The organism is Bradyrhizobium sp. LA6.1 (assembly GCF_040547805.1).
Lineage (GTDB): Bacteria > Pseudomonadota > Alphaproteobacteria > Rhizobiales > Xanthobacteraceae > Bradyrhizobium > Bradyrhizobium barranii.
On sequence record NZ_JBEPQK010000008.1, the window covers coordinates 183,713 to 208,179 of the forward strand.

The 24,467-nt window shown below is 61.7% G+C and carries 16 protein-coding genes; 4 read left to right on the plus strand and 12 right to left on the minus strand.

Going from position 1 to position 24,467, the window contains the following annotated elements:
- The first annotated feature begins 822 nt into the window (after positions 1–822).
- The 3 genes from ABIB99_RS21765 (at position 823) to ABIB99_RS21775 (ending at position 5,819) form a co-directional block, all read left to right on the plus strand.
- Positions 823–2,232 carry a calcium-binding protein gene (locus ABIB99_RS21765; protein WP_187387759.1) on the plus strand — a complete coding sequence of 470 codons (1,410 nt, stop codon included), beginning with the start codon at positions 823–825 and terminating at the stop codon, positions 2,230–2,232.
- A 207-nt stretch (positions 2,233–2,439) separates the two neighbouring features.
- Complete coding sequence (locus ABIB99_RS21770) at positions 2,440–4,281, plus strand: type I secretion system permease/ATPase (RefSeq protein ID WP_354177516.1); 1,842 nt, start codon at positions 2,440–2,442, stop codon at positions 4,279–4,281.
- A 134-nt stretch (positions 4,282–4,415) separates the two neighbouring features.
- On the plus strand, positions 4,416–5,819 hold the full coding sequence (locus tag ABIB99_RS21775; protein ID WP_231144505.1) for an HlyD family type I secretion periplasmic adaptor subunit: 1,404 nt from the start codon (positions 4,416–4,418) through the stop codon (positions 5,817–5,819).
- Between the two features lie 102 nt (positions 5,820–5,921).
- Here the strand turns inward: ABIB99_RS21775 and ABIB99_RS21780 are convergent, their stop codons facing one another.
- From ABIB99_RS21780 to ABIB99_RS21795, 4 genes are all read right to left on the minus strand, one after another.
- A complete protein-coding gene (locus tag ABIB99_RS21780) occupies positions 5,922–6,608 on the minus strand; it encodes a N5-glutamine methyltransferase family protein (protein ID WP_071915364.1) in 687 nt (228 codons plus the stop codon).
- 61 nt (positions 6,609–6,669) lie between these two features.
- Positions 6,670–7,167, minus strand: a complete 498-nt coding sequence (locus ABIB99_RS21785; RefSeq protein WP_354177517.1) for a hypothetical protein — start codon at positions 7,165–7,167, stop codon at positions 6,670–6,672.
- Positions 7,168–7,286: 119 nt separating this feature from the next.
- The gene (locus ABIB99_RS21790) at positions 7,287–8,309 is read right to left on the minus strand and encodes a TAXI family TRAP transporter solute-binding subunit (RefSeq protein WP_071915362.1); all 1,023 of its coding nucleotides are present in this window, start codon (positions 8,307–8,309) and stop codon (positions 7,287–7,289) included.
- Between the two features lie 47 nt (positions 8,310–8,356).
- Positions 8,357–10,780, minus strand: a complete 2,424-nt coding sequence (locus ABIB99_RS21795) for a hypothetical protein (protein ID WP_354177518.1) — start codon at positions 10,778–10,780, stop codon at positions 8,357–8,359.
- A gap of 213 nt (positions 10,781–10,993) precedes the next feature.
- Here ABIB99_RS21795 and ABIB99_RS21800 point away from each other — a divergent pair, with 213 nt between their 5' ends.
- Entirely contained in the window at positions 10,994–11,530 is a 537-nt protein-coding gene (locus ABIB99_RS21800) for a DsrE family protein (protein WP_085400996.1), read from the plus strand.
- 128 nt (positions 11,531–11,658) lie between these two features.
- Here the strand turns inward: ABIB99_RS21800 and ABIB99_RS21805 are convergent, their stop codons facing one another.
- From ABIB99_RS21805 to ABIB99_RS21840, 8 genes are all read right to left on the minus strand, one after another.
- Positions 11,659–14,391: an AMP-binding protein gene (locus ABIB99_RS21805; protein WP_354177519.1), complete on the minus strand. Its 2,733-nt coding sequence runs from the start codon at positions 14,389–14,391 to the stop codon at positions 11,659–11,661.
- Between the two features lie 138 nt (positions 14,392–14,529).
- Complete coding sequence (locus tag ABIB99_RS21810) at positions 14,530–16,407, minus strand: GumC domain-containing protein (RefSeq protein ID WP_354177520.1); 1,878 nt, start codon at positions 16,405–16,407, stop codon at positions 14,530–14,532.
- Between the two features lie 10 nt (positions 16,408–16,417).
- Positions 16,418–18,406, minus strand: coding sequence for an asparagine synthase (glutamine-hydrolyzing) (gene asnB, locus ABIB99_RS21815; protein WP_354177521.1), 1,989 nt, complete (start codon positions 18,404–18,406; stop codon positions 16,418–16,420).
- Positions 18,407–18,409: 3 nt separating this feature from the next.
- Entirely contained in the window at positions 18,410–19,666 is a 1,257-nt protein-coding gene (locus ABIB99_RS21820) for an O-antigen ligase family protein (RefSeq protein WP_354177522.1), read from the minus strand.
- Positions 19,663–20,886, minus strand: a complete 1,224-nt coding sequence (locus tag ABIB99_RS21825) for a glycosyltransferase (RefSeq protein WP_354177523.1) — start codon at positions 20,884–20,886, stop codon at positions 19,663–19,665. The genes ABIB99_RS21820 and ABIB99_RS21825 overlap by 4 nt, the downstream gene beginning before the upstream one ends.
- A gap of 242 nt (positions 20,887–21,128) precedes the next feature.
- Positions 21,129–21,791, minus strand: a complete 663-nt coding sequence (locus ABIB99_RS21830) for a helix-turn-helix transcriptional regulator (RefSeq protein ID WP_144030703.1) — start codon at positions 21,789–21,791, stop codon at positions 21,129–21,131.
- A 289-nt stretch (positions 21,792–22,080) separates the two neighbouring features.
- Positions 22,081–23,352: a polysaccharide biosynthesis/export family protein gene (locus tag ABIB99_RS21835; protein WP_085401006.1), complete on the minus strand. Its 1,272-nt coding sequence runs from the start codon at positions 23,350–23,352 to the stop codon at positions 22,081–22,083.
- A gap of 65 nt (positions 23,353–23,417) precedes the next feature.
- Positions 23,418–24,458, minus strand: coding sequence for an NAD-dependent epimerase/dehydratase family protein (locus ABIB99_RS21840; RefSeq protein ID WP_063984323.1), 1,041 nt, complete (start codon positions 24,456–24,458; stop codon positions 23,418–23,420).
- Positions 24,459–24,467 lie beyond the last annotated feature (9 nt).

Below are 24,467 nucleotides of genomic sequence, written 5' to 3' on the forward strand. Positions count from 1 at the left end.
CCACGTGAAGAGTAATTGGTCCCTTCGATCCGTCCAGAATGACGCGGAGGCTCTTCGGATAGTATCCGGCCCCAACCACGGTCCCGGTCTTTCCAGATAAGCGAGGACCGGCTGCCGGCTTTACCTGAATTCGTGAACCCGGCGGAAACTTGACGTTCGTTTGGGCCGACCCTGACATGACGTCCTCGGCAGCAAATGAGCTGATTCTACTCGAAAAATCGCCAGCGCGCGGCACAGCGAACGGGTGGGACAAATTCGCTTCGCGTGCGCTATCAAAAAGAGCTCTCCAGCCACGGTGCTAAAGAGCGGCAAGGCAACCCAGCGCCTAATACTTCCGCGATTCGCAATTGCCCCCGCAAACGAGCTCGCCTTTGGTGCTAAAATACCGGCTCACAGGAGCGCTGATCCGCTTGGATTTTCTCTCTATTTGCGCCACGCCCTTTACTGAACAACGGAAACGCTTCGATGAGAACATCCGTCATCGGAGGTAATCCACGGACATCAATCCGGTTTGCTGCCCGCTACCGGCATTGAACAATTTCGTCGGCGTTGTGCCAGATTCAACATTGATCTTCTCGGCCTCGATTGGCCGCATATCGTTGAATCGTCTTTCAAAACAAGTTTTCCCGCAGATCCGGCGATCAGCGTTGGCGCGTTGTTGTGCAAACTTTCAGCACAATAATCCCTTGGTTACGCCCAATGGAACGGAGATTCCTGCCTCAAACGTAAACATACGTTCACCTCGGTGGGACGCACGATCGGTTGTCGGGCGCTCAGACCTACAGGTCACTGGGGGCTTTCAACACTGACAGGGGAATATCATTGGCAACATTACACTACGCTGCGGGCGGGGGTCTGGACTCGCAAGGTAACTTCGCACCAGCTGAAGCTGGCTTTAATCTCGCAGATGTCCAGTATGTCGACCAGGTGAATGCACTGCCCGACGGTGTGCAGGGTCTGGTCTGGCTCGATCAGTACCACGGCGTGACTCAGGACTTTATCGACCAGGTGACGCCGTTCCTCAACAATCCGAAAGTGTTCGGCTTCTACCTTGTGGATGAGCCTGATCTGACCGGTCAGTGGGGACCGCAAGCCGACCCCGCGGATCTGAAGGCTGAATCCGACTGGATTCATCAGCACGATCCCGGGGCCAAGACGTTCACCGTCCTGATGAACACTGGATCATCGGACGATCCGAACTACATGAACAGCTACAACCAGGCGAACACCCACATCGACTACTTCGGTCTCGATTGGTATCCGGTGTGGACGGACCGTCCGAACGTCGACCTCAGCACGATCGACAAGTACGTCTCTGCCGCTGAGCAAGCCGGAATCCCGCTCGACTCCATCGTTCCGGTTTATCAGGCGTTCGGCGGCGGCGGCTGGTCCACCGAAACCGGCAGCAAGGTCGCTGTGCCGACTGCCGCGCAAGAGCAGGCAATGATCGATCATTGGGCGGACCTCGTTCCCAATCCGGCCTTTGACTATGCTTACGCGTGGGGATCGCAGAATGGCGACACTGCGCTCGAGAATTTGCCGGCACTGCAGCAGGTGTTCCTTGCGCACAATACGAGCCATGGCACGGGGGGCGCGACCGCTCCGCCTGTTACCGATCCGGTGACCGACACGCCGCCGCCGGTGGACGCTGGCGGTAGCACCGGCACGGACGGCAGCACGCCGCCGGTTGACAACGCTGGCGGTAGCACCGGCACGGACGGCAGCACGCCGCCGGTTGACAACGCTGGCGGTAGCACCGGCACGGGCGGCAACACGCCGCCGGTTGCGGACGGTGGCGGTAGCACCGGCACGGACGGCTCCACGCCGCCGGTTGCCGATGCTGGCGGTAGCACCGGAGGCACCCCTCCCGTCTCGGGCTCGGACGGAACGACTGATCCGTCAACCGGCGGTTCGACGGATACTGGCGGCTGGGGTGGTCATCACCACGGCGGCGGCGGCGGCTGGTGGGGCGGTTCGTCCTGGCAGGCGGGCAACGGCGGTGGCGGGCACAACCACAACGGTGGTGGGCTCGATTTCTCGCAGTGGCTCAATAATGCCAGCACGTCGTCCGCATCCGGAGATCATTCCTGGTGGCGGGGTCACACTGCGACGTCGAACACGACTGCGGATGCCGGTTCGGGGCAGACGGATACGACGGACACGGGCTCGTTCGTAGCGCATCTGGCTGATCTGATGTCTCACCACAACGATCATCACGGGTGGCACTCGTAAGCTCGTAGGTCGTCTACATCGACAAGGACATGCGCGCGGTGCGCTGCGCGCATGTCCACTCTGGGGAGTTCCTCGCGACCACCGGGGCGGTCGAGAGGCGGGGTACCATTCCGCGCACGGCGGAATGTTGAAATGCGGGCGTCTTGACGCTCGATCGCATGCAATTTTTCAACCGTTTACCGCCGCCCGGCCAAGGGCGGCCCGGATATGCACATGCACGCTTCGGCAAAACAGTCTGCGCTCGCGGATGTCTTCCGTCGGATACGTCCCGGCCTGCTCGCGGCGGGTGGACTATCCATCTTCATCAATCTGCTGGTGTTCGTGTCGCCGATCTACACCATGCAGATCTACGATCGGGTGCTCACGAGCCGAAACGGGATGACGCTGCTGCTGCTCTCGCTCATCGCGCTCGTGCTCTTCATCAGCTACGCGACGCTCGAGCATTTTCGCAGCCGGGTTCTCGTGCAGACCGGATTGCGCTTCGACCGGTTCGTCTCGGGCGAGACGTTCGAAACCGCGCTCGGGCAGGCGCTGAGCACGAGCAGCTCGCATCATGTTCAGCTGCTGCGCGATGTCGACACCTTGCGCGAGGTGCTGTCGGGGGGCGTCATCACGTCGCTGATGGATGTGCCGTGGACGCCGATCTTCCTCGCGATGTGTTTCCTGCTCCATCCGCTGATCGGCCTGGTCGCCCTGATCGGCGCGATCATCATCCTGACGCTCGCCTTCCTTAACGAGCGGGTTACGAAGGCGCCGCTGAATGCGGCCGCATCGAAGAACCTTCACGCACTGGACCGGTTGACGTCCTCGCTGCGCAACGCAGAAGCGATCCGCGCGCTTGGAATGGGACCCGCGGTCCGCGCCGCCTGGGCGGTAACTCATGGTCAGGCGTTGCTGGAAAGCGCTACGGCCGGAGAGCGGGGCGGGACCTTGCTCGCCATCTCCAAATTCCTGCGCATGGCGATTCAGGTCGCCATCATGGGAGTGGGCGCGTATCTCGCGATCCAGCAGGAGATTTCCGGGGGCGTTCTGTTCGCGGCTTCGCTGATCATGGGACGCGCGCTCGCGCCCGTCGAGGCTGCAGTGTCGCAATGGAAGGCGCTGGTTGCCGCGCGCACATCATATGCCCGGCTGGATCGCGCGCTTGCGAACCGCGCGACTGAGCGACAGCCGACACGGCTGCCGGCCCTGGTCGGCGAAATCTCCGTCGACGCGGCGACGGTGCTCGTCCCCGGATCGCAACTGCCGGCCATCGCCGACGTCTCGTTCCGGCTGGCCCCTGGCGAAGTCGTCGCCGTGGTCGGCCAGTCCGGCTCCGGAAAATCGTCGTTGGCGCGGGCCCTGGTCGGCGCCTGGCCGCTGGTGCACGGCTGCGTGCGCATCGACGGCAACGACGTCAGGCATTTCGATCCCAATTTCCTTGGACAGAACCTCGGCTACCTTCCGCAGGACGTCGAACTGTTCGCCGGTACCGTGCGTGACAACATTGCACGTTTCCGCGACGACGCCTCCGACGAGGCGGTCGTCGAGGCAGCGCAGCTGGCGTCGGCGCACATGATGATCCAGCGTCTTCCCAAGGGCTATGACACCGTCATCGGGGATAACGGCGCAGGTCTTTCGGGCGGTCAGCGGCAGCGCATCGGGCTCGCGCGCGCACTGTTCGGCAAGCCGGTGCTGGTGGTGCTCGACGAGCCGAACGCAAATCTCGATGGCGACGGCGATCGCGCGCTCGCCGATGCGATCCAGCGGCTGAGGCAGAGCAAGGTGACCATCGTGATCATCAATCACCGCCCGAACCTGCTCGCTGCGGTCGACAAGATCGTGTTCATGCACGAGGGACGGCTTGGGCAAATCGGCACGCGCGAGGAAATGCTGCCTGCACTGCTCGGCAAGACGGTTGCGCCGATGCGGCGCGACGTGCGCGAGCCCGCCGAACATCATCGCGCCGATCGTCATCACCATGCTGACGGCAACCATCGAACCGATGGCGCTCACCGTCCGGCACAGCTTTCAAATCAAGTGCGTCAGGCGCACGCGACGAGGCAATAATGGATAATCTATTGCGGCGGGGACCGGACGCTCTTCACGACGAACTGGCGGAGCTTTTGAAGCAGTTCAACAAAGCAGATAAAGTGGCGCAGGAGCCGCTACCTCCGAGCAAACTCCTTGCGAAGACGGAGACCATGACAAGGTCGCTGGTCGATCTTGCCAAGCTGGTAGATCTTGCCAAGCTGGTCGATCTTGCCAAGGCGAAACTGCCGACCTTGTGGCCCCGGGGGGCAATGGGCAACGATGAGGATCCGTCGGGCGATTGGCAGACCCCCGCGCGGCGAGGCTTCCTGGTCGTCTTCCTGACCTTCGGCGTATTTGGCGGCTGGACCGCCCTCGCATCGATCGACGGTGCCGTGGTGGCCCCCGGCTCCGTCGTTGTCGAGAGCGACCGTAAGGTGGTGCAGCATCTCGAGGGTGGCATCGTCCAGAACCTGTTGGTCACAGGCGATTCTCATGTCGCGGAAGGTCAGGTCCTGTTGCGGCTCGATCCGACCCAGGAGCGGGCCAAGGAAGAGATCGCACGCTCGGCGGTGTACTCGGCGGTTGCCGAGGAGGCGCGCCTACAGGCGGAATCCGAAGGCAAGGACAGCATCACGTTTCCGACCGAGCTGCTCCAGAAGACGTCCGATCCGAACGCGATACGCGCAATGGGTGATCAGAAGCGGCGCTTCGATGAACGTCGCGCTGCACGAAAGATCGAGATCTCGATCCTCGAGGAACGTATCGCGCAGGCGCAGCGGCAGATCCAGGGGAATACCGCGCAGAACAAGGGCGCGCGCGCGCAGTTCGACAGTGTCAGTCAGGAATACACCAAGCTCAAGCCGCTCGTTGATCAGGGCATCGTACCGTTCGCGCGCGTCGCCACGCTGGAGCGCTCCAGAGCCGATCTCGAGGGCAAGATCGGCGCATATGAAGCGGATATCGCTCGCTATGGCCGCATCATCGACGAGTCGCGGCTCCAGATCGATCAGGTCGGGCAGAAGGTGCTGGAGGAAGCGACCGGGAAGCTCACCGACACGCGCGCCCAGCTTGCTGATGCGCGTGAGAAGCTGCGCGTCGCGGTCGATGTTCTGGCGCGGATGGAAGTACGCGCACCGCGATCGGGGCGGATCGTGAACCTCAAGCTTCACACGATCGGTGCCGTGATCAAGGCGGGCGACGTGCTGATGGAGATCGTGCCGGACAACGACGTTCTCGTGGTGGCCGCAAGGGTGTCGGCACTTGATATCAACCACGTCCAGCTCGGCCTTCCGACCGAGGTGCGGCTTCCCTCGTTCAAGGCGCGCTCCACCCCGATCGCTGTCGGCGAAGTTCTTTCGATCTCGGCCGACGCCACGCGCGACGATGTCACCCATCAGCCCTATTACGAGGTGAAAGTCTCAGTCCAGGTGACGCAATTCCCCGACAAAGTCCGCGAGAAGCTCAAGCCGGGCATGATGGCCGACGTCCTGATCGCAACCGGAGAACGCACAATTCTTGCTTATCTGACCCAGCCGATCACGGACGCGATCCGGCGCGGGATGCGGGAGAGCTGAGAACGTGTAGGCTGTCGCTGGCCGGCCCGTGCGAGGGCCGCTGGGTTCAGGGTGCTACGCTGCAATGCCAACGATCATTGTGGAGGAAGTGCTCGAACCCGGCTATCCCTTCGCGTACGCCATGACGACGCGACCGGCGCCCGCGTCGTCCAAGACCACGCTGACATTCTCGTAAGCGTCGTTGCGTTCGAGCAGGGTTGCCACCTGTCGATCCTGGTCGCGGCCCACCTCGAACAACAGCAGTCCTCCCGGCCGCAAGTAGCGAGGTGCGTCTTTTGTAACGCGCATATGGATGCTCAGTCCGTAGGGCCCGGCGGCGAATGCCTCGCGCGGCTCGTTCATGAGTAGAGAGGCGCGATCGCCTTTGAGCCGGGATTCCGAGATATAGGGTGGGTTGCAGACGATCATATCGATGGTTTGCTCGAGTTGCAGGCCTGCGAGAGCTTCGAACAGATCGCCCTGGAGCACGGTGATGCGGGTCTCGGCGCCCTGGCTCGCGGCATTGCGTCGCGCGAGCTCGACACATCCGTCAGTCAGATCGCTCGCCCAGACGCGAGCGTCGGGAATATTGAGCGCGATCGCGCATGCAAGATTGCCGGCGCCGCAGCACATGTCGACGATCCGCGGCGAGGGGAGGTGTGCTCGGCGCAGTGCTTCAACTGCGGTCCTGCCAAGCAACTCCGTCTCCGGCCGGGGCACTAGCGCGCCGGGAGCAACCTGCAGTTCGATTCCCATGAATTGGGTACGTCCTCGCTCGTAAGCCTCGGTTACATTGATCGTCTCGCTCATCGCATTCACACCTCTCGCGTGACGTCTTCCCTGTCAGCCGTGCAGTCCGACTTGCGGCTATTCAGCTGGGCGGCCAGGTGCAGACCTTTGCAAATCGCCGGCGAACGGCGTCCAGACCCGTCAGTTCAAATGTTTCCTCGTAGGGCGCAGCCGTTCCAGCATACACTTTGGTCAGAAGCCGGCCCACCCCTGGCATGGAGCTCATGAAGCGGGCGGCGTCGCCCGGAAAGGCGAGACTTCGTCCGCCATCAACAACCCTCCAGCGCTGATCGACAGGCGGTTGATCATTGATCTGGAATACGACCCTCATGTCGGTGCCTGGAGTTTTGGTCCAGGAACTCGCCGCGGAAAGCAACACCTCGGTCCGATTGGCGCGACAATGAATGGCGAGCGACGAGGGCCCATCCTTCGCGCCGGCTCGTGCGGTGGTCCGGGCGGCGATCTGCGGCTTGTGGTCCACCGGTGATGTCGTTTCACTCAAGATCCAGTTCGGACTTGGCGGCGGAGCTTGGAAGGACTGATCAGGTGCTTCCCCAATCTGCTCGTCGACGCATGTCATGTGCTCCATTCCCTGAAACTGCGCACATGCCCTCGAACGATCTGGCGTGTCGCCGGCTTGCGCGCAGCTTAGATGACCGGTACCCACGAGAAAGACGGCCGCAAGGGTACCGGTTCGCTTCATCGCGATAGTCCGACTGTCGCGCTGGGCGAACGATCGAGCCATTCCTGCGCCGGACCAAACCGGGCCAGAGTGGGGACGCTGGCGCGGAGATTCACGTCCTTCCATTTTGTATCGAAGCCAGCGGATTGCAGCCGGTCGAGCCGTCCGAACAGGTGGTCAACAAAGCGCACCATGCGCCGATAGCGATCGGTCTGCGGCTGCCAGTTGTAGGCCGCAAGAATCGTCGGGACGGCAATGGTCGCGACCCGCTTGCCCGCCGGCACGAGGTTTGGATAGTCCTTTGAATCGAGGGACGACGGAAGATAATAGTCTTCAAATCTGGGGTCGTATTCGATCGGCAGGAACTTGAAGCCATCATCCCAACGTCCTTTCAAGAAGGCGTCGACCGGCTTTGATGTGATGAAGACGACCGCTGCGATTTCGCCGCTCTTCATCTGCTGCAATGCGACCTGGTGGGGAATGAACATCTTTTCGACGTTCAGTCCCAGCCGGCTGAAGATCAGCGGACCAGAATATGCGGCTGCCGTACCCTGGGTGTTGAAATTGACCTTCTTTCCCTTGAGGTCGTCGAGCGACTTGATCTCGGGACGCACGAAGACGTGCAGCTCGGCCGGAAAGAGGTTGAGAACATAGACGATGCGCTTTTCGATCGACGGAACCTGCGCCTTGTACTCGTCAAGGGCATCCATGTTGATGATCGCGGCATCAACGCCCTTGAGATAGAGCAGCGAATTGACGTTCTCGGTCGCACCTGTCGTCACGATCGGAATGACGTGAAGCTTGTCCTCCTCGTTGGCGACGCGTGCGATCTCTGCGGCGAGCCGAAGCGGTGCGCCCTCGATAAGTCCTCCGGCGAGTCCCACCGTCCATGCATTGATACGTTCCTTTGCGGCCGTATCGGCATTCCGCGGCGCGGTCGGCGCCGGCGGGTCGCGCGGCGAGCGAGATTGGGCATTGGCAGCAAGCTGCAGGCCGACCAGTGCCAATGCGACCGTGAACGCGAGCTTACTCAATGACATGGGGCCTCTCCATTCTCTGGTCTGGCTTCCGGGGCTCGCTCCAGCAGCTATTTGAGCCCCTTGATCCGTCCTTCTGCATCTCGAATGCCGCCGGCCTGGGCTCGTTCATACAGCTCGCGCGCCCTAGCGGAATCGCCGGCGACGCCGCGAGCGTCCCAAGATTGCAGTACGTGAGGATCGTAAGTTTCGGCCAGCATAAAGGCTGCCTGCGCGCTGCCATGTCCAAGCACGTATTCCAGCAAGCCGCGGGCACCGTTGATGTCGGACTGCCGCAACAATGCGCTGGCGCGCGCGAGCAGTCGCTCCTCGTTCGCAAGCGGGCGCGGTACTCCGCTCGCGGCGACCTGTCGCTCCACCGAAGCCTTGGCCTTCGAGTCGGCGCCGGGCAGGGCGGTCCCCTTTGTGATCTGCGCGCTCGGTGGCATCGGCGCGGAGGCTGACGGTGCGGGCGGAGGCGAAGCAGCGGGCTGGAGGTTGCTCTGGCTCGGTGCGCGGCCGGCGGGCTCACGCGAGGGCGCCGCTACAACCGTGGAAGCATTCCATGCGGCCAGATGATCCCGGACGGATGCGGACGTTGGGAGCGTTGCCGTGCCGCTGCCCGGTTGCTCCTTTTCGCGCTTGGGTGCGGCCTTTGCGGCGGCCTCGGCAGCTCGTGCAGCCTCCGACGTTTCAGCCCGCGCCAGGTCGCGTTGATCCTTCAGCGACGCCGCCTCGCGCGCGAGAGCGTCCGCGCGACCGCGCTGCTGTTCGACCTCGCGTTTCAATGCCAGTTTTTGCTCGGCGTCTGCAGCTCGGGCCGCAGCCAACTCGGAGCTCGCGGTTTGCGCTGTACGGAGTTCAGCCTGAAGGGGCTGCAGCTGGCGGTCCGCGCTTTCAGCTCGGTCGCGCTGCTTCTCGACCTCTCGTTTCAGTGCCAGTTTTTGCTCGGCGTCTGCAGCTCGGGCCGCAGCCAACTCAGAGCTCGCGGTTTTCGCTGTGCGGAGTTCAGCCTGAAGGGGCTGCAGCTGGCGGTCCGCGTTCTCAGCTCTGTCTCGCTGCTTCTCGACCTCTCGTTTCAGTGCCAGTTTTTGCTCGGCGTCTGCAGCTCGGGCCGCAGCCAACTCAGAGCTCGCGGTTTTCGCTGCGCGGAGTTCAGCCTGAAGGGGCTGCAGCTGGCGGTCCGCGTTCTCAGCTCTGTCCCGCTGCTTCTCGACCTCTCGTTTCAGTGCCAGTTTTTGCTCGGCGTCTGCAGCTCGGGCCGCACCCAACTCGGAGCTCGCGGTTTGCGCTGCACGGAGTTCAGCCTGAAGGGACTGCAGCTGACGGTCCGCGCTCTCAGCTCTGCCCCGCTGCTTCTCGAGCTCGCGCGTCAGCGTCAACTGTTGATCGACATCTGCAGCGCCGACCTTCGCGGTCTCGGAGGCCGCGATCCGAAGGGGGCCGAGTTCGCTGATCAGGGCTTCTGTCTTGTCCTGCTCCTGCTTTAGTTCGCGCTCGAGAGCCTGCCTTTGTGCGGCCTCCGCCGCGGCAGACTTCGTGGCTTCGGATGCTGCGCTGCGCGAAGCCTCAAGCTCCGAGCGAAGCGAGGCAAGCTGGAGGGCAAAGCGTTTGGCCCCATTCCGTCGGTCGACTGGACGCTCCTGCTTCGGTTCGGGTTCGGGCGCCTGCATAGCCTTTGAAGCCGCAACCCTTGCGACGTCGAGCTCCGCCTTCAGGAAGGAGATCTCACGTGACAGATGATCGGTCTTTTCCCGCTCCTGTTCGAGCGCCTGCGTTTGCTGAATACCAATCTCCATGGCGCGGACAGTGTGCGTCTGGGTCTGCCGCGCCGCGTCGAGCTCCACTCGAGCCGCAGCCAATTCGCGCGCAAGCTTGTTCGCTCGTTGCCGCTCCTGATCCAGCAACAGGTTCTGGTTGAGCCGCTCCGTCTCGGAAGCTGCTTGAGCCGCATTTGACACCGGGGGCGGCGTAGACGTCATGTCCTGCGCAGGGGCATCGGCAGCCGCGCGGGGCTGCTCGGTCGCGGTCCTCGCTCCGCGCGGTCCGGTCGCGGCGGGCCTGCTTCCAGCGGGCTGTGTCGCGGCGGGTCGCGCCTCGTCCGCGCGTTGGACGAGCTTCAGCCTTTGTTTAATCCCGTCGATCTGCTCTGGTCCGCGCGTACATCTGCACAGATCGAGCATCGCCGGTGTGATGTAGGAGGCACCCCGGTCGCCGTCGTCCTGGGATTTGGCATCGGCAGTTCCAGTCAGAACCGGCAGAAAGCAGGTGATCAGAACCACCATGAGCCGGCCGGCCCTGTCGCATGCGCGCGAGCCGTCAGCGATGTCGAACAATCCGAGTTCGCGGAACGCAAATTGCCGGTGCCTGGGCCGGCGCGTAGCTTTGCTCAGCGCGACGGCTGTTCCTTTCGACAAGTCGAATCCGTGTACCCCCATTGCGACGCCCAACTGCTTGGTAGGGACCATGATGCTTGGTAGCTTGGTAGGGATCATGATGCTTGGTAGCGATCATGGCATGTCGTTTATGACGGCGCTTTCATCGACGCGATGTCGATGTCGCAGTTGCGGTAGCCAAAACGGAGTAGTGCGCCGACAATGGGAATTAAGTAGATCGGGCGGGGCTTTGGCCAAAGCTGCTTGCCCCCACGGCTGCGCTTAAATAGCTTGCGACGTGCACGCTTCATCACACACGCAGGAAGCACAGTCATGAGCAGATCATTTGCCGTTTTTGCCGGCGTGGCGGCTGTCGGACTGGTTCTCATTAGCGGCATCGAAACCCGCGGTTCTGCGCAATCCACCCTCTCCACCAAGAATCCCGGCACTACCGCCAGGAACGCAAATGCCAAGATGGGTGTTGCGACACCTCGGAAGCAGCCGCCGCATCGACTTGTCATCCATGTCGACGTCAACGATCCGGCCGTCATGAATCTCGCTCTCAACAACGTCAGCAACGTCGTTCAGCACTACGGCGACCTCAGTCAAAAAGTCGAGGTCGAAGTCGTCGCTTACGGGCCAGGACTGCACATGCTGCGAGACGATACCTCGCCTGTGAAGGGGCGCATCAAAATGATGAGTGAGACAACGCCCGAGCTTACGTTCTCGGCCTGCGGAAATACACGAGAGAACATGACCAAGAATGAGGGCAAAGAAGTGCCTCTCATCACGCAGGCGAAGGTCACCAAATCCGGGGTTGTTCGCCTGATGGAGCTTCAGGAGCAAGGCTGGAGCTACCTGCGGCCCTGATGATCGCACGCGACACTCCCAAGCGCGAGACAGCGGGTTTGAGCCAGGTTTGAGCCGAACCCGCGTGATCTCTCCGTGCTGGCCTGTGGTGGGCAGGACCGGCCCCCCAAAAAGCATTGTGTTGTGGATCAGGAGCAGGACGCCCCGATCGCGCGCTCGATGACGGGTCGATTGATCGAGAGGTGGGGCTCGACCACCAGATCAAGATGTCCGCCGGCGATCGGAATCACGTCCAGTTCTTCAAACAGGGAGTCCCATCCGAGGCGCGGCGTCACGCCAGGCCGATGACAGGCAAAGACAGTCCCCTTGATGGCTAGACGAGGCTTGGCATCCTCGACCCAGCGTCCGAACGCGCGCATCCGGAGAATCTCCTCGAGCTCGAGCTTGAGCATGAAGCGCGTATTTGCCAGGCGAGGCCATGTAATGGTGTCGATGAGCCTGCAGAATCGAGCCTCCTGGCCCAAGCGAGCGGCGAACTTCGCCACCGAGCGACAGAACATGCGGTAGATCGTCACTCGATGGGATCGAATCCGCTGTAGCGTGCGAGAGAGGGCTTCTCGGTGATTTGCTCTGCGAGGGCCGACATTGGTGTCGAGGATGCCCAGGAATTTGACGGCACGACCTTGTTCGATCAACCGGCTTGCGACTTCGAAGGCGACGCCGCCGCCCAGGGAATAGCCGATCATTCGGACGTCGCCGCGTGGTTGGACTGCATTGATCTGTTCGACGGCCATCGCGGCCATCTCCTGCACGGAATCGCGTCCCGCGAGGCTCCAGCTCAGATCTGGATAGCGAATCGGAATCACCCGCGCCACCTTGCCGAGCTGAGCGCCAAATGCGGCCATGCTCGGGCCATACCCCATGGAGCCGGGCAGTATGACAAGACCTGGGAGAATCTGGTCGTTTAGACGCTGCCGCACCGGTGGCTCCACCGTCGCGATAGCCCGGATCATGTCTTCAGCGCTCATATCGACCGTGAACGCTTCCATGCTGACTTCGCGGCCGATGAGGTCTTCGATATCCATGACGCAGCGCAGGAGCTTTAGGGAATCGCCGCCGGCCTCATCCCAGCGTCCGGCAGCTTCCGGCACGCCGAGGATGCTGCTCCACACCTGCTGCACGATCCTGTTGGCCTCGGCCATTCCTTGCATCGTCGGCACGGGCGCGGGCGAGGTCGTTTTGCTCTCGAGATCGAGCTGCTTCAGCTTGGCGTGATCGATCTTACCTCCTGGAAGGCGCGGCATCTCCGGTATCTCGTGCAGCCTGGTCGGATGCAAAGCCGCAGGAACAGCCTGCCGGATGCTGTTGCGAACGTCGGTCCGGAAGTGCGCTTTCTGTGGATCGGCCGGCGATGCAAACAGGACCAGCTCGTTCGCATCCGTCACGACGGCGACAGCGTCCTTCACATAGGTGAGCTTGCGCAACGCACTCTCGAGCTCGGCCGGCTCGACACGCTGGCCATTGATCTTGAGCTGGCGTCCCTTCCGTCCAACGATCCGCATCAGTCCGTGCGTATCCACGATGACGAGGTCGCCGGTCTGATAGATGCGAGACTTTGGGTCATCCGGGGAGGGCGATGCCGGAGAAAGCCGTCCGTCTTCCCAGTATCCGAGCATGACGTACCTGCTCTTGATCACCAGTTCGCCGACTTCACCCTGCTGGGCGGGCTTCCCACTTTCGTCGACCACGGCGTACGATATGCCGGGAAGCAGGTAGCCAACAGGAACGCTGACGCCGTCCTCTCGCCATTGCTTGGGAAGAAACCACTGGGTGCCGGTGGTTTCCGTCGACAGATAGCTGACCTGGATGAAGCAACCCGGTGGTATCGCTCGCCGAACGAGCGCGATATCGGTCCACAGGACCTTCTCGCCGCCGATGCGGATCATGCGAAGCGAATCGAGATCGCCTGGCCGGCTTGCGTTGATCAGTGCACGCACCAGGGCTGGTACAACGTATGTGATCGTCACCTGTTGCGTGGTGATCTGGCGAAGAACACCGCGCAATCCGAGCGCCTCGACGTCGACGATGTGCAGTTTTGCCCCCGTCAACAAAGCCGACAGCATCTCCCGGCAACCGGCGATCGTGGTGGGGCCGCTCAGAGGCATGAAGACGTCTGTCGCACTTATGTGGCAGGCGTCCACATATTGCTGGACGCGCTGGAGCAGGTTGCGTTGGCTGTTCACGACCCCTTTCGGAGCTCCGGTGCTGCCGGAGGTATAGAGCACTACGGCAGGCGCATCGACCGAAACCCGGGGGAGTGTTGAAGTTGCTGCGGAAGGGTCGCTGGCGCCGGCGACGTCGAGCCAGCGCAGGCCGTGCTGCTTGATCCACCCGGCGGAGCTGTCGCCGTCTTGCCCGATCAGCACGGAAATCCGGGCGGCCGCGGCGATAGCCGTGAGCCGCTGAACTGGATCGCGGGAATTGAGTGGGACGAGGACGCGTCCGGCCGCCATGCAGGCCAGCATAGCGATCGGCTGCCAGGCCGAGCTGCGCAATAGCCATCCGACGGCTTCCTGCTCCGGGATCAGCGCGCTGATCGCCTGGGCCAAGGTCAAGACGCGGGACAACAGCTGCGCGTACGTGAAGCTGTGATTGCCGTCGCTGATTGCGACCCTGTCGGCGAACTTCGCCGTCACCGCAATCAGGTGTTCGATGGCGGGAACGCAGGCAAAGCCGGCTTCCAGGGGATCGAATGATCGATCGACCGGACCGTTCAGATCGAGAGGCACTCCCACGGGGCTCAGCCAGCTCAGCGTCGCTGGAGCTTGCTGAACGGTCGAGGGCAGGTGCGCGTCAAGGGCGTCGCATGGATCACCCGACGGATCGCCAGATATCTGAAGCCGCATCACCGTACCCGTCATTTTGCTGTCCCAACGTACTTAATCAGGCCTGGGCACGCATACTTCAAACGAAGGATGCCGGTTTCGCAGCCACCGTCTGGTCGATCGGCTGGCTGCCATATCGAAAGACCCGGGTGATTAACCCAAGCCGCCTGGGGATCACTGCCGTGGTCTCAGGCCAGATGCAGCGTGGTCGGAAACATTGATTGCAGGTTCGATGCTTGTCCACCGTACCGCCGTTGTTTTGAAGCGGCGATAGTAATGCATCAAAGTCGATGTTGATGACGGCTCCAGATCCGAGGGCGCGAGCTCGGACGGTACTCCGTGCGTCAGGACACACCAGAGCTTGACACGAGAATCGAGATCCGATGTCCCGGCAAACCGGGTCAAAGTGCTTCGCACGACGTCGCGGCTCGTACTTCCGGCGCGGACGGCAAGCAGAACGTGATCCGCCCAGGAGGCGAGGAGGCGCACTTCCGGCGCATCATCCAGCGATGGTGCGTTGATGACGACGAGATCGTAGGTGTTCCTGAAGTGCTCGAACAGCGAGGCGACTTTCGGACCCGCCAACGGCCCCAGGCGACTGCCCTCGGACAATCTTGACGATATGTAGTCGAGTCCGAGCTCCGGGATGTGCTGGACGGCCTTGGCGGCCGCTCCGTCGTGCGCCAACAGCTTGAACAGATCTGAAGCCTCACCGCCGACGCGCCGGGGCAATTGAGAGAAATCCAGGAACAGAACGCGCTGTCCGAGTTGCGCCGCACAAAAGCCGAAACTCCAGGCGATCGCGCTCTTGCCTTCACCGTGCAAGCTGGATGTCACCAGGATGACATGCGGCGTCTGTGGCGAGACCGGATCGGCGGCCATGAGGGATACGACGGTCGAGCGGACGGCCCTGTTATGCGAGACAGCCGATTGCTCTACGAAGCGCTGCGGCGAGATGCTCAGCTCCGGCGGGATCGAGGGGATCAACCCGACGCACGGGATATCCAATGCCTCTGCAGCTTCGGCCTCGGTGTGCAGACTTCGATCGAAGTGCTTCAGGATGATCGCGACGAGACATGCGAGGAGCGCGAAGATGATCGTGATCGGTGGAACCAGGAGGAACGGGTTCAACGAGCTCGGAAAGTCGGGTGGCGAGGCGTCCGCGATGACGGTCACGTCTGGCTCGGCGACCACGCCCTTCGTGGTGAGATCCTGCCGCCTTCGTATCAGTATTTCATATTGCTGCGCCAACGTGGTGATTTTCCACTCCAGCGCAGCGGCGGCCTGTGCGGCTGCCTGTGATGACGAGGTCGGACCTGAGTGACTGGCGTCCCATTCCGCCTTCGCCGTTGACAATTCGCGCTGAACATTCGCCGATTGTGCTGCGATGGCGTCCAGAGCCTGCAGCTCGACAGCCCGCTTTTGCCGGACAAGCTCGTCAGCGTAGGATCGGGCGACCAGGTTTGCGACGTCTGCGGCCCGTTGTGGATTGGGGTCGCTGGCAATTACGCTGATAACTCTGGACCGGCGCTCCTGGCTGACCTTCAGGCGCCCTTTCAATGCTGCCACCGCCGCGCCGTCGCTCGGGTCTTTCCGGAAGGAGAGGAACCCCTTTATCTTTGACAAGGCAGTGCGGAGCACCGAACCGTTCTCGTTGGCCGGGTTGTCGAGCATCCTCAGTGCCGGCAGGAGCCGCCGCAGATACGCATCGGATGACATGACCGTTACGTGCGTATCGATCGTCGGGTCGTCCGAACCGCCAGTCGCCGAGGAATTTCCGGATGCACCGGCATTGTCGGCCGCTCCGCTTCGAGCGCTCACGACAAGCTGTGCCGTTGCGAGATAGGTGGGCGACATAAAAATACTACCGAGCACCGCGAGCAGCGCGCCCGCGCCGATCATTTTGACGATGAAGAGCTTGTATCGCCTGATGCTCTCGAAGACATGCTTGAATGCCGCGATGGCGTCATCGGGAGGTGACTCGTCGCCCTTTGACCGGCCCTGGGTCAGGACAGTCACCGGCAGAATCCGTTTATTTGTGAACGCTTCCATCGCCTGCTCCTTATTGCGCCGGTTCCATCACGCCTGCTGTTCGCGAAGGCCCGGAGGTAACTGCTGAGTCGAGCCAGGACTGCAGCATCAAGACAGCCCACAGCGGTCGTGAGAAATCGCGGCGACCGCTAAGATGTTGAAGCCAGCACTCCTGCACGCGGGAAACGTCCAGAAGATGCTGGTTGCGAAGGCGCGACTCCGAAAGGAGGTCCGACGCCCACGAACGAAGCGGTCCCTTCAGCCAGGAGCCGATCGGCACGTCAAAGCCCTGTTTCGGGCGCTCGAAGAGGTGGCGCGGCAGGTAACGGCCAAGGACCTGGCGCAGGAGCCATTTTCCCTGACCATGACGCACCTTCGCCGAGTTCGGCAGCGCCCAGCTGAACTCGACAACGCGATGATCCAGAAGCGGGCAGCGAGCCTCCAGGCTCGTGGCCATGCTGGCGCGATCGAGTTTCACGAGAATATCGCTCGGGAGATATCCAAGCATATCCCGAACGATAAAATCAGACAGCAGATCGTTGAGCGGCGGGATCGAGTCTGGCTCCGAGCCTGCCTGGGTTCGCGTCAACTGCAGTTCGGAGAGCCGCGTCGACCGGCGGTACATCTCGCCGACGTCGTTGCTGCCAATAAGGTCTGCCAGGCGGTTGATCCGGTCGCCGTGTGTCATCCTCTGCAACCAACCTGGAAGACGAAGTGTTTCGACGACGCTTTCGCGCATACCCCGCCCGAGCAGCGCCACACCGCTCGCGGCCATGGTCCGGATCGATCGGTTGGAGTTCAGCAGAGGCGCTAAGCGGGCGGAAAGTACGTGCCTGGAATACCCTCCGAAGCACTCGTCACCTCCGTCGCCCGAAAGCGCAACGGTGACGTCCTGCCGTGCAAGTCGAGATAGAAGCAGTGTCGGGATCTGCGATTCATCGGCAAACGGCTCGTCCCATATGGTTGGAAGTTCGGGGATGACCGCTCTGGCGTCCGCGGAGGTGAGACGTAGCTCGGTATGGCTGGTGCCGAGGTGCCGCGCCACGGCCGCAGCGTTAGCCGTTTCATCAAAGGCGCGCTCACCGAATCCGATCGTGAAGGTCCGTACCGGGCGCGCCGATTGGGCTTGCATCAGGGCCACGACGGTCGAACTGTCTATTCCGCCCGACAGGAACAGCCCGACCGGAACGTCGGCAACCATTCGGTCGGCGACCGCGGCCTTGAGCAGATCGCAAGCCTGGGAGACGAGCTGCTGGTCATCCGCAGTGGCGAGCGCTGCGCGGCCCGCTTGCGCGACATCGGCCAACGACCACCAGGAGCGTGCGCGTTCTTGTAGAGCTGCGGCATCCCGGCAGACCGAGAGGTCCTCGGCACGGATCGATAGGGCGCCCCCGGGTGGAATCTTGAAGACGCCTCGCCATATGCACTGGTCTTCCGGCAACCATCCGCGCGATAGAAACTCCGCAACCGCGCCCGGGTCGATCTCCTGGTGAAAGTCGGGGAATGCCGCGATGGCCTTCAACTCCGACGCGAACACGACCGCATTCGACGTCCGCGCGACGTAGAGCGGCTTTTTCCCCATTCGATCGCGGGCCAGGTGCAGCGTGCGGTTCCGGCGATCCCACAGGCCGATTGCGAACATCCCATTGCAGCGCTGGAGAGCCTTCTCCAGGCCCCATTTCTCGATCAGGGCCAGCAAGACCTCCGTATCGCTATTGCCGGTGAAGCGCTTGCCTGCGCCCTCGAGCTCTTGCCGCAATGGCTTGTAGTTGTAGATCTCGCCGTTGAACGTAATGACGAAGCGGCCGTCGCTCGAAAGCATTGGCTGCCGGCCCGCATCGGAGAGATCGATGATGGACAGCCTGCGATGCCCGAACGCAACGCCGGCGTCACGATCGCTCCAGAACCCGTCCGCATCAGGACCGCGGTGGCGCAGGCGAGCCGTCATCGGCCCGATCGCCGCTAGGTCGGCGGATCGAGAAGCATGCGGCGTCTGAAGTATTCCTGTAATTCCACACATTGCTTAACTTCCAACTCGCGCTTGCGCCAATGAGCGCCGATCCGAGCCCAGGATGAGGCCCAGCGTGACGGCAAACCACACGGTCGGGTGCCGCAGAATGAAATGGCTGATGCTGAAGACGGCGAGTGCAAAGATCAGGACAGCCAAGGCGTCGAGCCGTGCGCGAAGCAGGAGCGCAAACGTGCCGACAAGCAGGCTGACAATGGCGATCACGCCAGGCAGTCCGCCTTGGGTGAAAACGTCCAGGAGGGTGCTGTGAGCTTCCACCGGGAGTGCTACGCCCTTGTCCGTGATTCCGCTTGGCTTCTCCAGATGCGGCCCGGGCCCAAGGCCAAGCGACCCGGACTCCAGTCCGGCATGCAAGGCGTCTTGCCAAAGACTTAGCCGCAGATTGGCGGTTGCCTTCGTTGCCTCACCACCACGATCCTTCATCATGCCGGCGGCCAGCCCCTCGACATCATTCGCCGTTGCCATCCCGTAGGGGAGCAGTGAGAGCGAAAGGGGAATTATGGCGACAACGACGATCGCTGCAGCTGCGAAACGCAAACTCCATCGATGTTCGGGGGATGTCAGCCAGCTTCGCAAGCGCAGCGCAACGAGCAGCGGTATCGACAGCGACATCGAGATAAGAAAGGTATCGCTCTTCGTCAGCCGGCCGATGACGAATGTTACGATGCAGCTAAACACTGCGACGATCCGGCCAAACCGCTTGGCCGTCAGAGCCATGTGAAGCGAGAGTGGTGTCAAAACCGCACAGTAGATTGCAAGCTGGTTTGGATTCTCCGACCACCCGCGAAACCGGTCCCAATACCATGGATCGACCGACGAGATGCTGAGGTAGCCCCAGCCCAATGCAAGTTGCACCGCCACGGCGACGATCCAGAATCCGATCAGGAACCATAGCGATTGGCGTAGGGTATCCTCGGGTCTCAACGTTGCAGCCACCAGGCACGTGAGGGCCGCCACGAGGAGATATGCGAAGATGTCGTGCACGACGAGCTCTGGGTCGACGATCTCCGGGCGTAGCAATGCAAGGAAGCCCCCGAAACTCTGAATCAAGACAAAGCAGCCCCAGAATACAACGAGCCAGAGCAGAGCCTGGGGGTTGTAAATTCTTGAACCCACCAAGAGATGCAGGGATGCGAGACCGAGCCAGAGGACGAGGCAGGCTTCCCCGATGCCCAGGGGGAAGCTGGGAAGACGCAGCTGCGAGGCTGTCCCAAGCACGAGGCCAAGCGCAAGAAGGGCACTGCCGATCATTGTATTTCACTGTTGCTGTGCGCCGCCGGCCGCCAGCCACTGGAATAGCTGCGGGGAAGCAGCTGCGTGTAAAGCTCGGCATAGCGATCGGCGACGACGTTGAGGTCGAACTCCTTGCGCACCACGTTGATCGAGCGTTGACCCATCGTCTTTGCACGCGCGGAATCCTGAAGAAGGTCGAGAATTGAGGCCGCGAGCGCGCGCGGGTCGCGCGGCGCTACAAGTTTACCGTTCCAGTCCTCGCGGACCACGTCATCGCACCCCGGCATGCGGGAGGCGACGATTGGTACGCCAGCCAATCCGGCTTCCAAAAGAACACGGGGAATGCCTTCGCGATATTCAGTCGGAAAGGCAAAGAGGTCGGCGATTCCCAGAAGCGCGGGAATATCCGATCTGGCGCCGGTCGCAATCACATATGGTGCGTGCGCCTCGATCAGCTCCTGACCTACGGCGAATGGACCCTCGCTTTCGCGCGGACCGACGAGCAGAAAGCGGACATTCGGGCGGACCTCATGCACGAGCTTTGCCGCTTCGAGGAGCGTTGTGATTCCTTTTTGGACAGTTAATCGGCTTACTGTCAGGACAATCTCGGCATCGCCGAGCCCGAGTTCGGCGCGCAGCGCGGCAGGCGAGGCCGTTCGCGCTTGCGCCGCTTCGAAAGCGCCGACATCGATCCCCGAGCTTCCGATGATGACAGATGAGCTCTTTCCGAGCAGGCGGTGTCGTTGAAAGAAGCTGCTGTCGGCCTTGTTCTGGAAAACCGTCGCCGCGGTCCAGCAAGCAGCCAGGCGTTGCATCGCCAGATAGACGGGGCGGAAGGCCAAGGCTCTCAGTTCTGTCGATGAGAATACCCATCCCATTCCGTTGATCGTGCGCACAACCGGTACGGAGCCGCGAAGCGCCAGCGGCGCAAACAGATTGGGCTTGGTATCAAACGTCTGGATCACGTCGGGCCGAGCGCTCTTCACGAGCCGCGCCAGTTGACCCATGGCCGCGCGATCGGCAAAGCCGACGCCAAATCTGTCGAACTGATATTGATGATACGGGATGCCGGTCTTCGCGAATGCAGATGCTGCACCAGTGCCGGCCGCGCTCACGCGCAGGCCGCGGTTCTGCAGAGCCGCCAGGAACGGGATACGCAAAGCGTGATCCTCGCCTCCTACGCAAAGCAAGTGCAGCGCCATGTTGGTTCCTTCCAGCCCTTTGAGCAATCCCGCCAAGATGTTAATCTTTGCGGAGGCCCCCGGTTTTCCCGGCGAAAGTTTGACAGGATCAGGTTAGGACGTGGCCGCGGCCTGTCTTCATTCATTCGCATGACAGCGGAAGTGAGCGGTTGGCGGACGTGCTCGAACAGGGCTGAAAAAAAGACGACGCGGCGCGAGTGCATGTTTGCTGAACGCGCCGCGAAGCACGTCGATCTCCGACCAGTCGAGACAACGCGACACCGTATTCCGCGTCCACGCTAGGGCAGGACGGCGAGGCGGCCCAACAACGCGATCAGGTCTGCTTGCCGGCGTGTCTGTGTTTTGACAAACAGGGAAGCCAACTGGGAGCGTACTGTCGTTCGACTCAATCGTCGCGAACGAGCAATGTCGATCAGGTTGTTGCCTCGCGCCAACTCGAGAGCAAGCTGGGTTTCGGCAGCGGTGAATCCAAACAATCGCTGCAGCGTCCGCGGCGAAGGCTCCGGATGCGCGTCGAGATCCAGCAGGATCAATGCGATGGTCTCGTCGGACCACGCATTCGCGACCTGGTTGATCAGCGCGGTAAATCCTTCCTTGGTGGATGTTGCCAACCAGGAAGTCGAGCCTGCCGGAAACTGTGCGCCGGCGCGGTGGACCAGTTGCTTGACGGCGCCATAGAGCGTTTCGTGGCTCGCATCCACGCGCGCTTCGCGTTCCAATATTGCACGGCCGGCCGGACTGAGCTCGATAACCTTGCCGCGTCTGAGCAAAACCTGTCCACAGCCGATCCGCGCGAGCACCCCGCGCAAGCCGTCCTGCTTGGGGTTCTGGGCGTCAGAGTGAGCAGATGAAACGGGACTGGAAATATTGAATATCGATTCAGAAGAATGACGCTGTAGAGCAATGGTAGACCTTGGCAATGCTTGGCTTAAGTTCAACATTTTATTCCCCCGGCCGCGCTGACCCGATGGAGTGAACGTGCCACAAAGATTCCCAACTTCTGCCACGCCTGGCAACGTTGAATGGGGGGTAACCCCGCGGCCGTCGGAGGGGGTGAAAGTTGCCGATCTTCCGGGCATCGACCCGGTTGTGATCAACGAAGAGGTAGCAACGCGGGTTGAAGGGGTAGCAAGGCGGGTTTAAGCCTCGCGGTAGCAGCCATGGAGGTATGCGGAAGCTACTCCGGAAGGAGCGCCCTGCTTACTCTTAAGGGAGTACCTCTGTTCGTGCTCAGTTCGAGAAGGCCGGCGCAGGGCGCAATGTGACTTCGATCACATCGCCTGGCTCCACGTCGAAGTCGACGGATGCGGTTATCCTGTCCCACTGTTGACCGAGCCGCCGCACGACGACCACGTCGGGATTGAGCTCGCCTGAATTGACGGGGATGGCACCCGAGCCGCCGATGGGCTGCAGTTTCTGGCTGAGCGCCTGCATTCTCACGCGCAAGTCCGCCAATCGAACGTTCGAGTCCTTCTGCTCCCTGAGCAGATTGATCGTGCGCTGGCTGGTCACACGTCCCGCTTGCCGCAGGAAGTCCTCACGCTGACGCTGGAGCCGCATGAGTTCGACGCTCGTCTGCAGGCGTCGGGTCGAGGACAGCAACAGCGCGCGCCGGCTTTCGCTGACACGAGGACTTGCCAGCAGGCCGGAGCCGAACGCCTTCATGACCCGTTCGAGCTCCTCTTCGTCGGCCTGCACGCCCTTCTCTTCACCTTCCTGTTGCTTCTTGAGCGTAGCGAACTGCGCGTCCGTCTGCTTTACGGCGTCGTCCAGGAAGCGTTGTTCCGTGCGGTAGTCGCTTTGCGAGGTCTTCAGAGAGTCCTTCTCGGCTTGAACGACCGAACCGATCACGCCCGCGGGCAGCGAAATGTCGCTTGGAGGCGTGGCGTCGAACGTGTCGCGGCCATCAAGCTCCGCGCCGGTTCGGACGATATGGAAATATTCCTTGGTGTATTCGGTGGCGAGAGACTGGTAGTCTCGTACAAGGTCCGCAGGGTCGGTGGCGCCGGGTTGCATGCCACGCGACCGCAACAGGCTGAAACCGCCGGCCACTGCCACGGCCTGGCGCACGGTCATTGAAGCCCGATACGTCTGCTGTCCGGGCGTGAGCACATCGCCGGAAACATAGACCGGCCGATATTCCACGACGCTTGCTATGACGTCGCCGGGCTTGACCACGAATGCCTGGTCGCGACCGTCGGTCAGGCGTTGACGCAGTATTCGTGCCTGCAGCAGCGTCTCGATGCGGTTCTGCATCTGCGCCGGGGTCAGGCCGGCAACTTCAACTGTCCCCCCTCCCGGAAGCGGGATGGTGCCGTCGATCTGGATCTGCGTGCGGTTGCGTTGATCGGGGAGGCCACCGATCGAAATCTCGATGGTATCACCCGGTCCCAGCTTGTATGGCGCGGCAAGGGATAGCCCGCTTGTCGCGAAAAACAGAACTGCCGCGCATGAGCCCAGCAGGAGGGTGGAAGAGGGTCTGCCTTGCTTCTTGCACTTCATGGACGAACTCCCGATGCAACCGAGCCTTCGCCGCTCGCGATTTAGGGACACCGATATCGGATCCTTCAGCCGGCTCTCTTCAAATCCGGGATAAGGGCGGTCGGAAGGAAGATCTCGTAGTTTCCGAAGAAGTGCCTCTGCTCCTCGACGTGGTCGAACAGGCCCTGGCTCAAGGCAGCGAGGATTTCGCTGATCCCTTGCTGAACGCTGATCTCGGGCGTGAAATTCAATACCCGACGGATCTTGTCGAAGTTCACGCGGTAATTCCGGGGATCGGCGCCGCGCTCCTGATAGGTCACCTTCGATCGCGGAATGTGCCGCATGATCTCCTCAACGACCATCAGCTTGGTGAAGTTGTTTTCCTCGCAGCCCACATTGAAGACTTCGAAGGCGACCTTGCTGGTGGGCGCGCGGAGCACTTCCTCGATCGCGCGGGCAAAATCACGAACATGGCAGTAAGGACGCCAGGTGTTGGGATCGAATACCAGCAGTTCTTTTCCCAGGTGCAGTTCACGCACAAATTCGTTCACCGTGAGATCGAAGCGCATTCGCGAGGAAAGACCAAAGGCCGTCGCAAAGCGGAGAACCGTTGGATGGAATCCAGCCTTTCCCTTGAGACCCAGGATCTTCTGCTCCATCTCCACCTTGTGCTTGGCGTAAAGGGAGAGTGGTGCGAGCGGGTAATTCTCGTCGACGGCCGTGTCTACTTCCACTAGCCCATAGTTCGAGCAGGTGGACACGAAGATCAGCCGATCGACCGGATGGTGTTGCATCGCGTCGATGAAGGACGCGACGCCATTGCGATTGATGGCGTGACTTTCATCGGGGTACTTGCTCGTGATCGGATCGCCGACGAGCCCGGCGAGGATAACGACGTCATCCACACCCTTCAATGCTTGATTGGCGAAACGGGGATCGCGAATATCGCCTTGCATGAACTCGTATTGCGGAACGCTCAGATAAGGCCAGGCACAGCTCTCGTTCTTGTAGATGAGCTGATCCAGGCAACGGACGTGCCAACCCTTTCTCAGAAGATGGCCCGTGATCACTGAGCCCACGTAACCAGCACCACCTACCAGAAGCACAGTTCGCTTTTCAGTCGCCATTTGATCACC

Bases quoted from the DNA above. Each gene is read 5' to 3' on its own strand.
- ABIB99_RS21770 (WP_354177516.1), top strand. From the start codon at position 2,440: ATGCACATGCACGCTTCGGCAAAACAGTCTGCGCTCGCGGATGTCTTC.
- ABIB99_RS21775 (WP_231144505.1), top strand. From the start codon at position 4,416: ATGACAAGGTCGCTGGTCGATCTTGCCAAGCTGGTAGATCTTGCCAAG.
- ABIB99_RS21780 (WP_071915364.1), bottom strand. From the start codon at position 6,608: ATGAGCGAGACGATCAATGTAACCGAGGCTTACGAGCGAGGACGTACC.
- ABIB99_RS21785 (WP_354177517.1), bottom strand. From the start codon at position 7,167: ATGACATGCGTCGACGAGCAGATTGGGGAAGCACCTGATCAGTCCTTC.
- ABIB99_RS21790 (WP_071915362.1), bottom strand. From the start codon at position 8,309: ATGTCATTGAGTAAGCTCGCGTTCACGGTCGCATTGGCACTGGTCGGC.
- ABIB99_RS21795 (WP_354177518.1), bottom strand. From the start codon at position 10,780: ATGATCCCTACCAAGCTACCAAGCATCATGGTCCCTACCAAGCAGTTG.
- ABIB99_RS21800 (WP_085400996.1), top strand. From the start codon at position 10,994: ATGAGCAGATCATTTGCCGTTTTTGCCGGCGTGGCGGCTGTCGGACTG.
- ABIB99_RS21805 (WP_354177519.1), bottom strand. From the start codon at position 14,391: ATGACGGGTACGGTGATGCGGCTTCAGATATCTGGCGATCCGTCGGGT.
- ABIB99_RS21810 (WP_354177520.1), bottom strand. From the start codon at position 16,407: ATGGAAGCGTTCACAAATAAACGGATTCTGCCGGTGACTGTCCTGACC.
- asnB (WP_354177521.1), bottom strand. From the start codon at position 18,406: ATGTGTGGAATTACAGGAATACTTCAGACGCCGCATGCTTCTCGATCC.
- ABIB99_RS21820 (WP_354177522.1), bottom strand. From the start codon at position 19,666: ATGATCGGCAGTGCCCTTCTTGCGCTTGGCCTCGTGCTTGGGACAGCC.
- ABIB99_RS21830 (WP_144030703.1), bottom strand. From the start codon at position 21,791: ATGTTGAACTTAAGCCAAGCATTGCCAAGGTCTACCATTGCTCTACAG.
- ABIB99_RS21835 (WP_085401006.1), bottom strand. From the start codon at position 23,352: ATGAAGTGCAAGAAGCAAGGCAGACCCTCTTCCACCCTCCTGCTGGGC.
- ABIB99_RS21840 (WP_063984323.1), bottom strand. From the start codon at position 24,458: ATGGCGACTGAAAAGCGAACTGTGCTTCTGGTAGGTGGTGCTGGTTAC.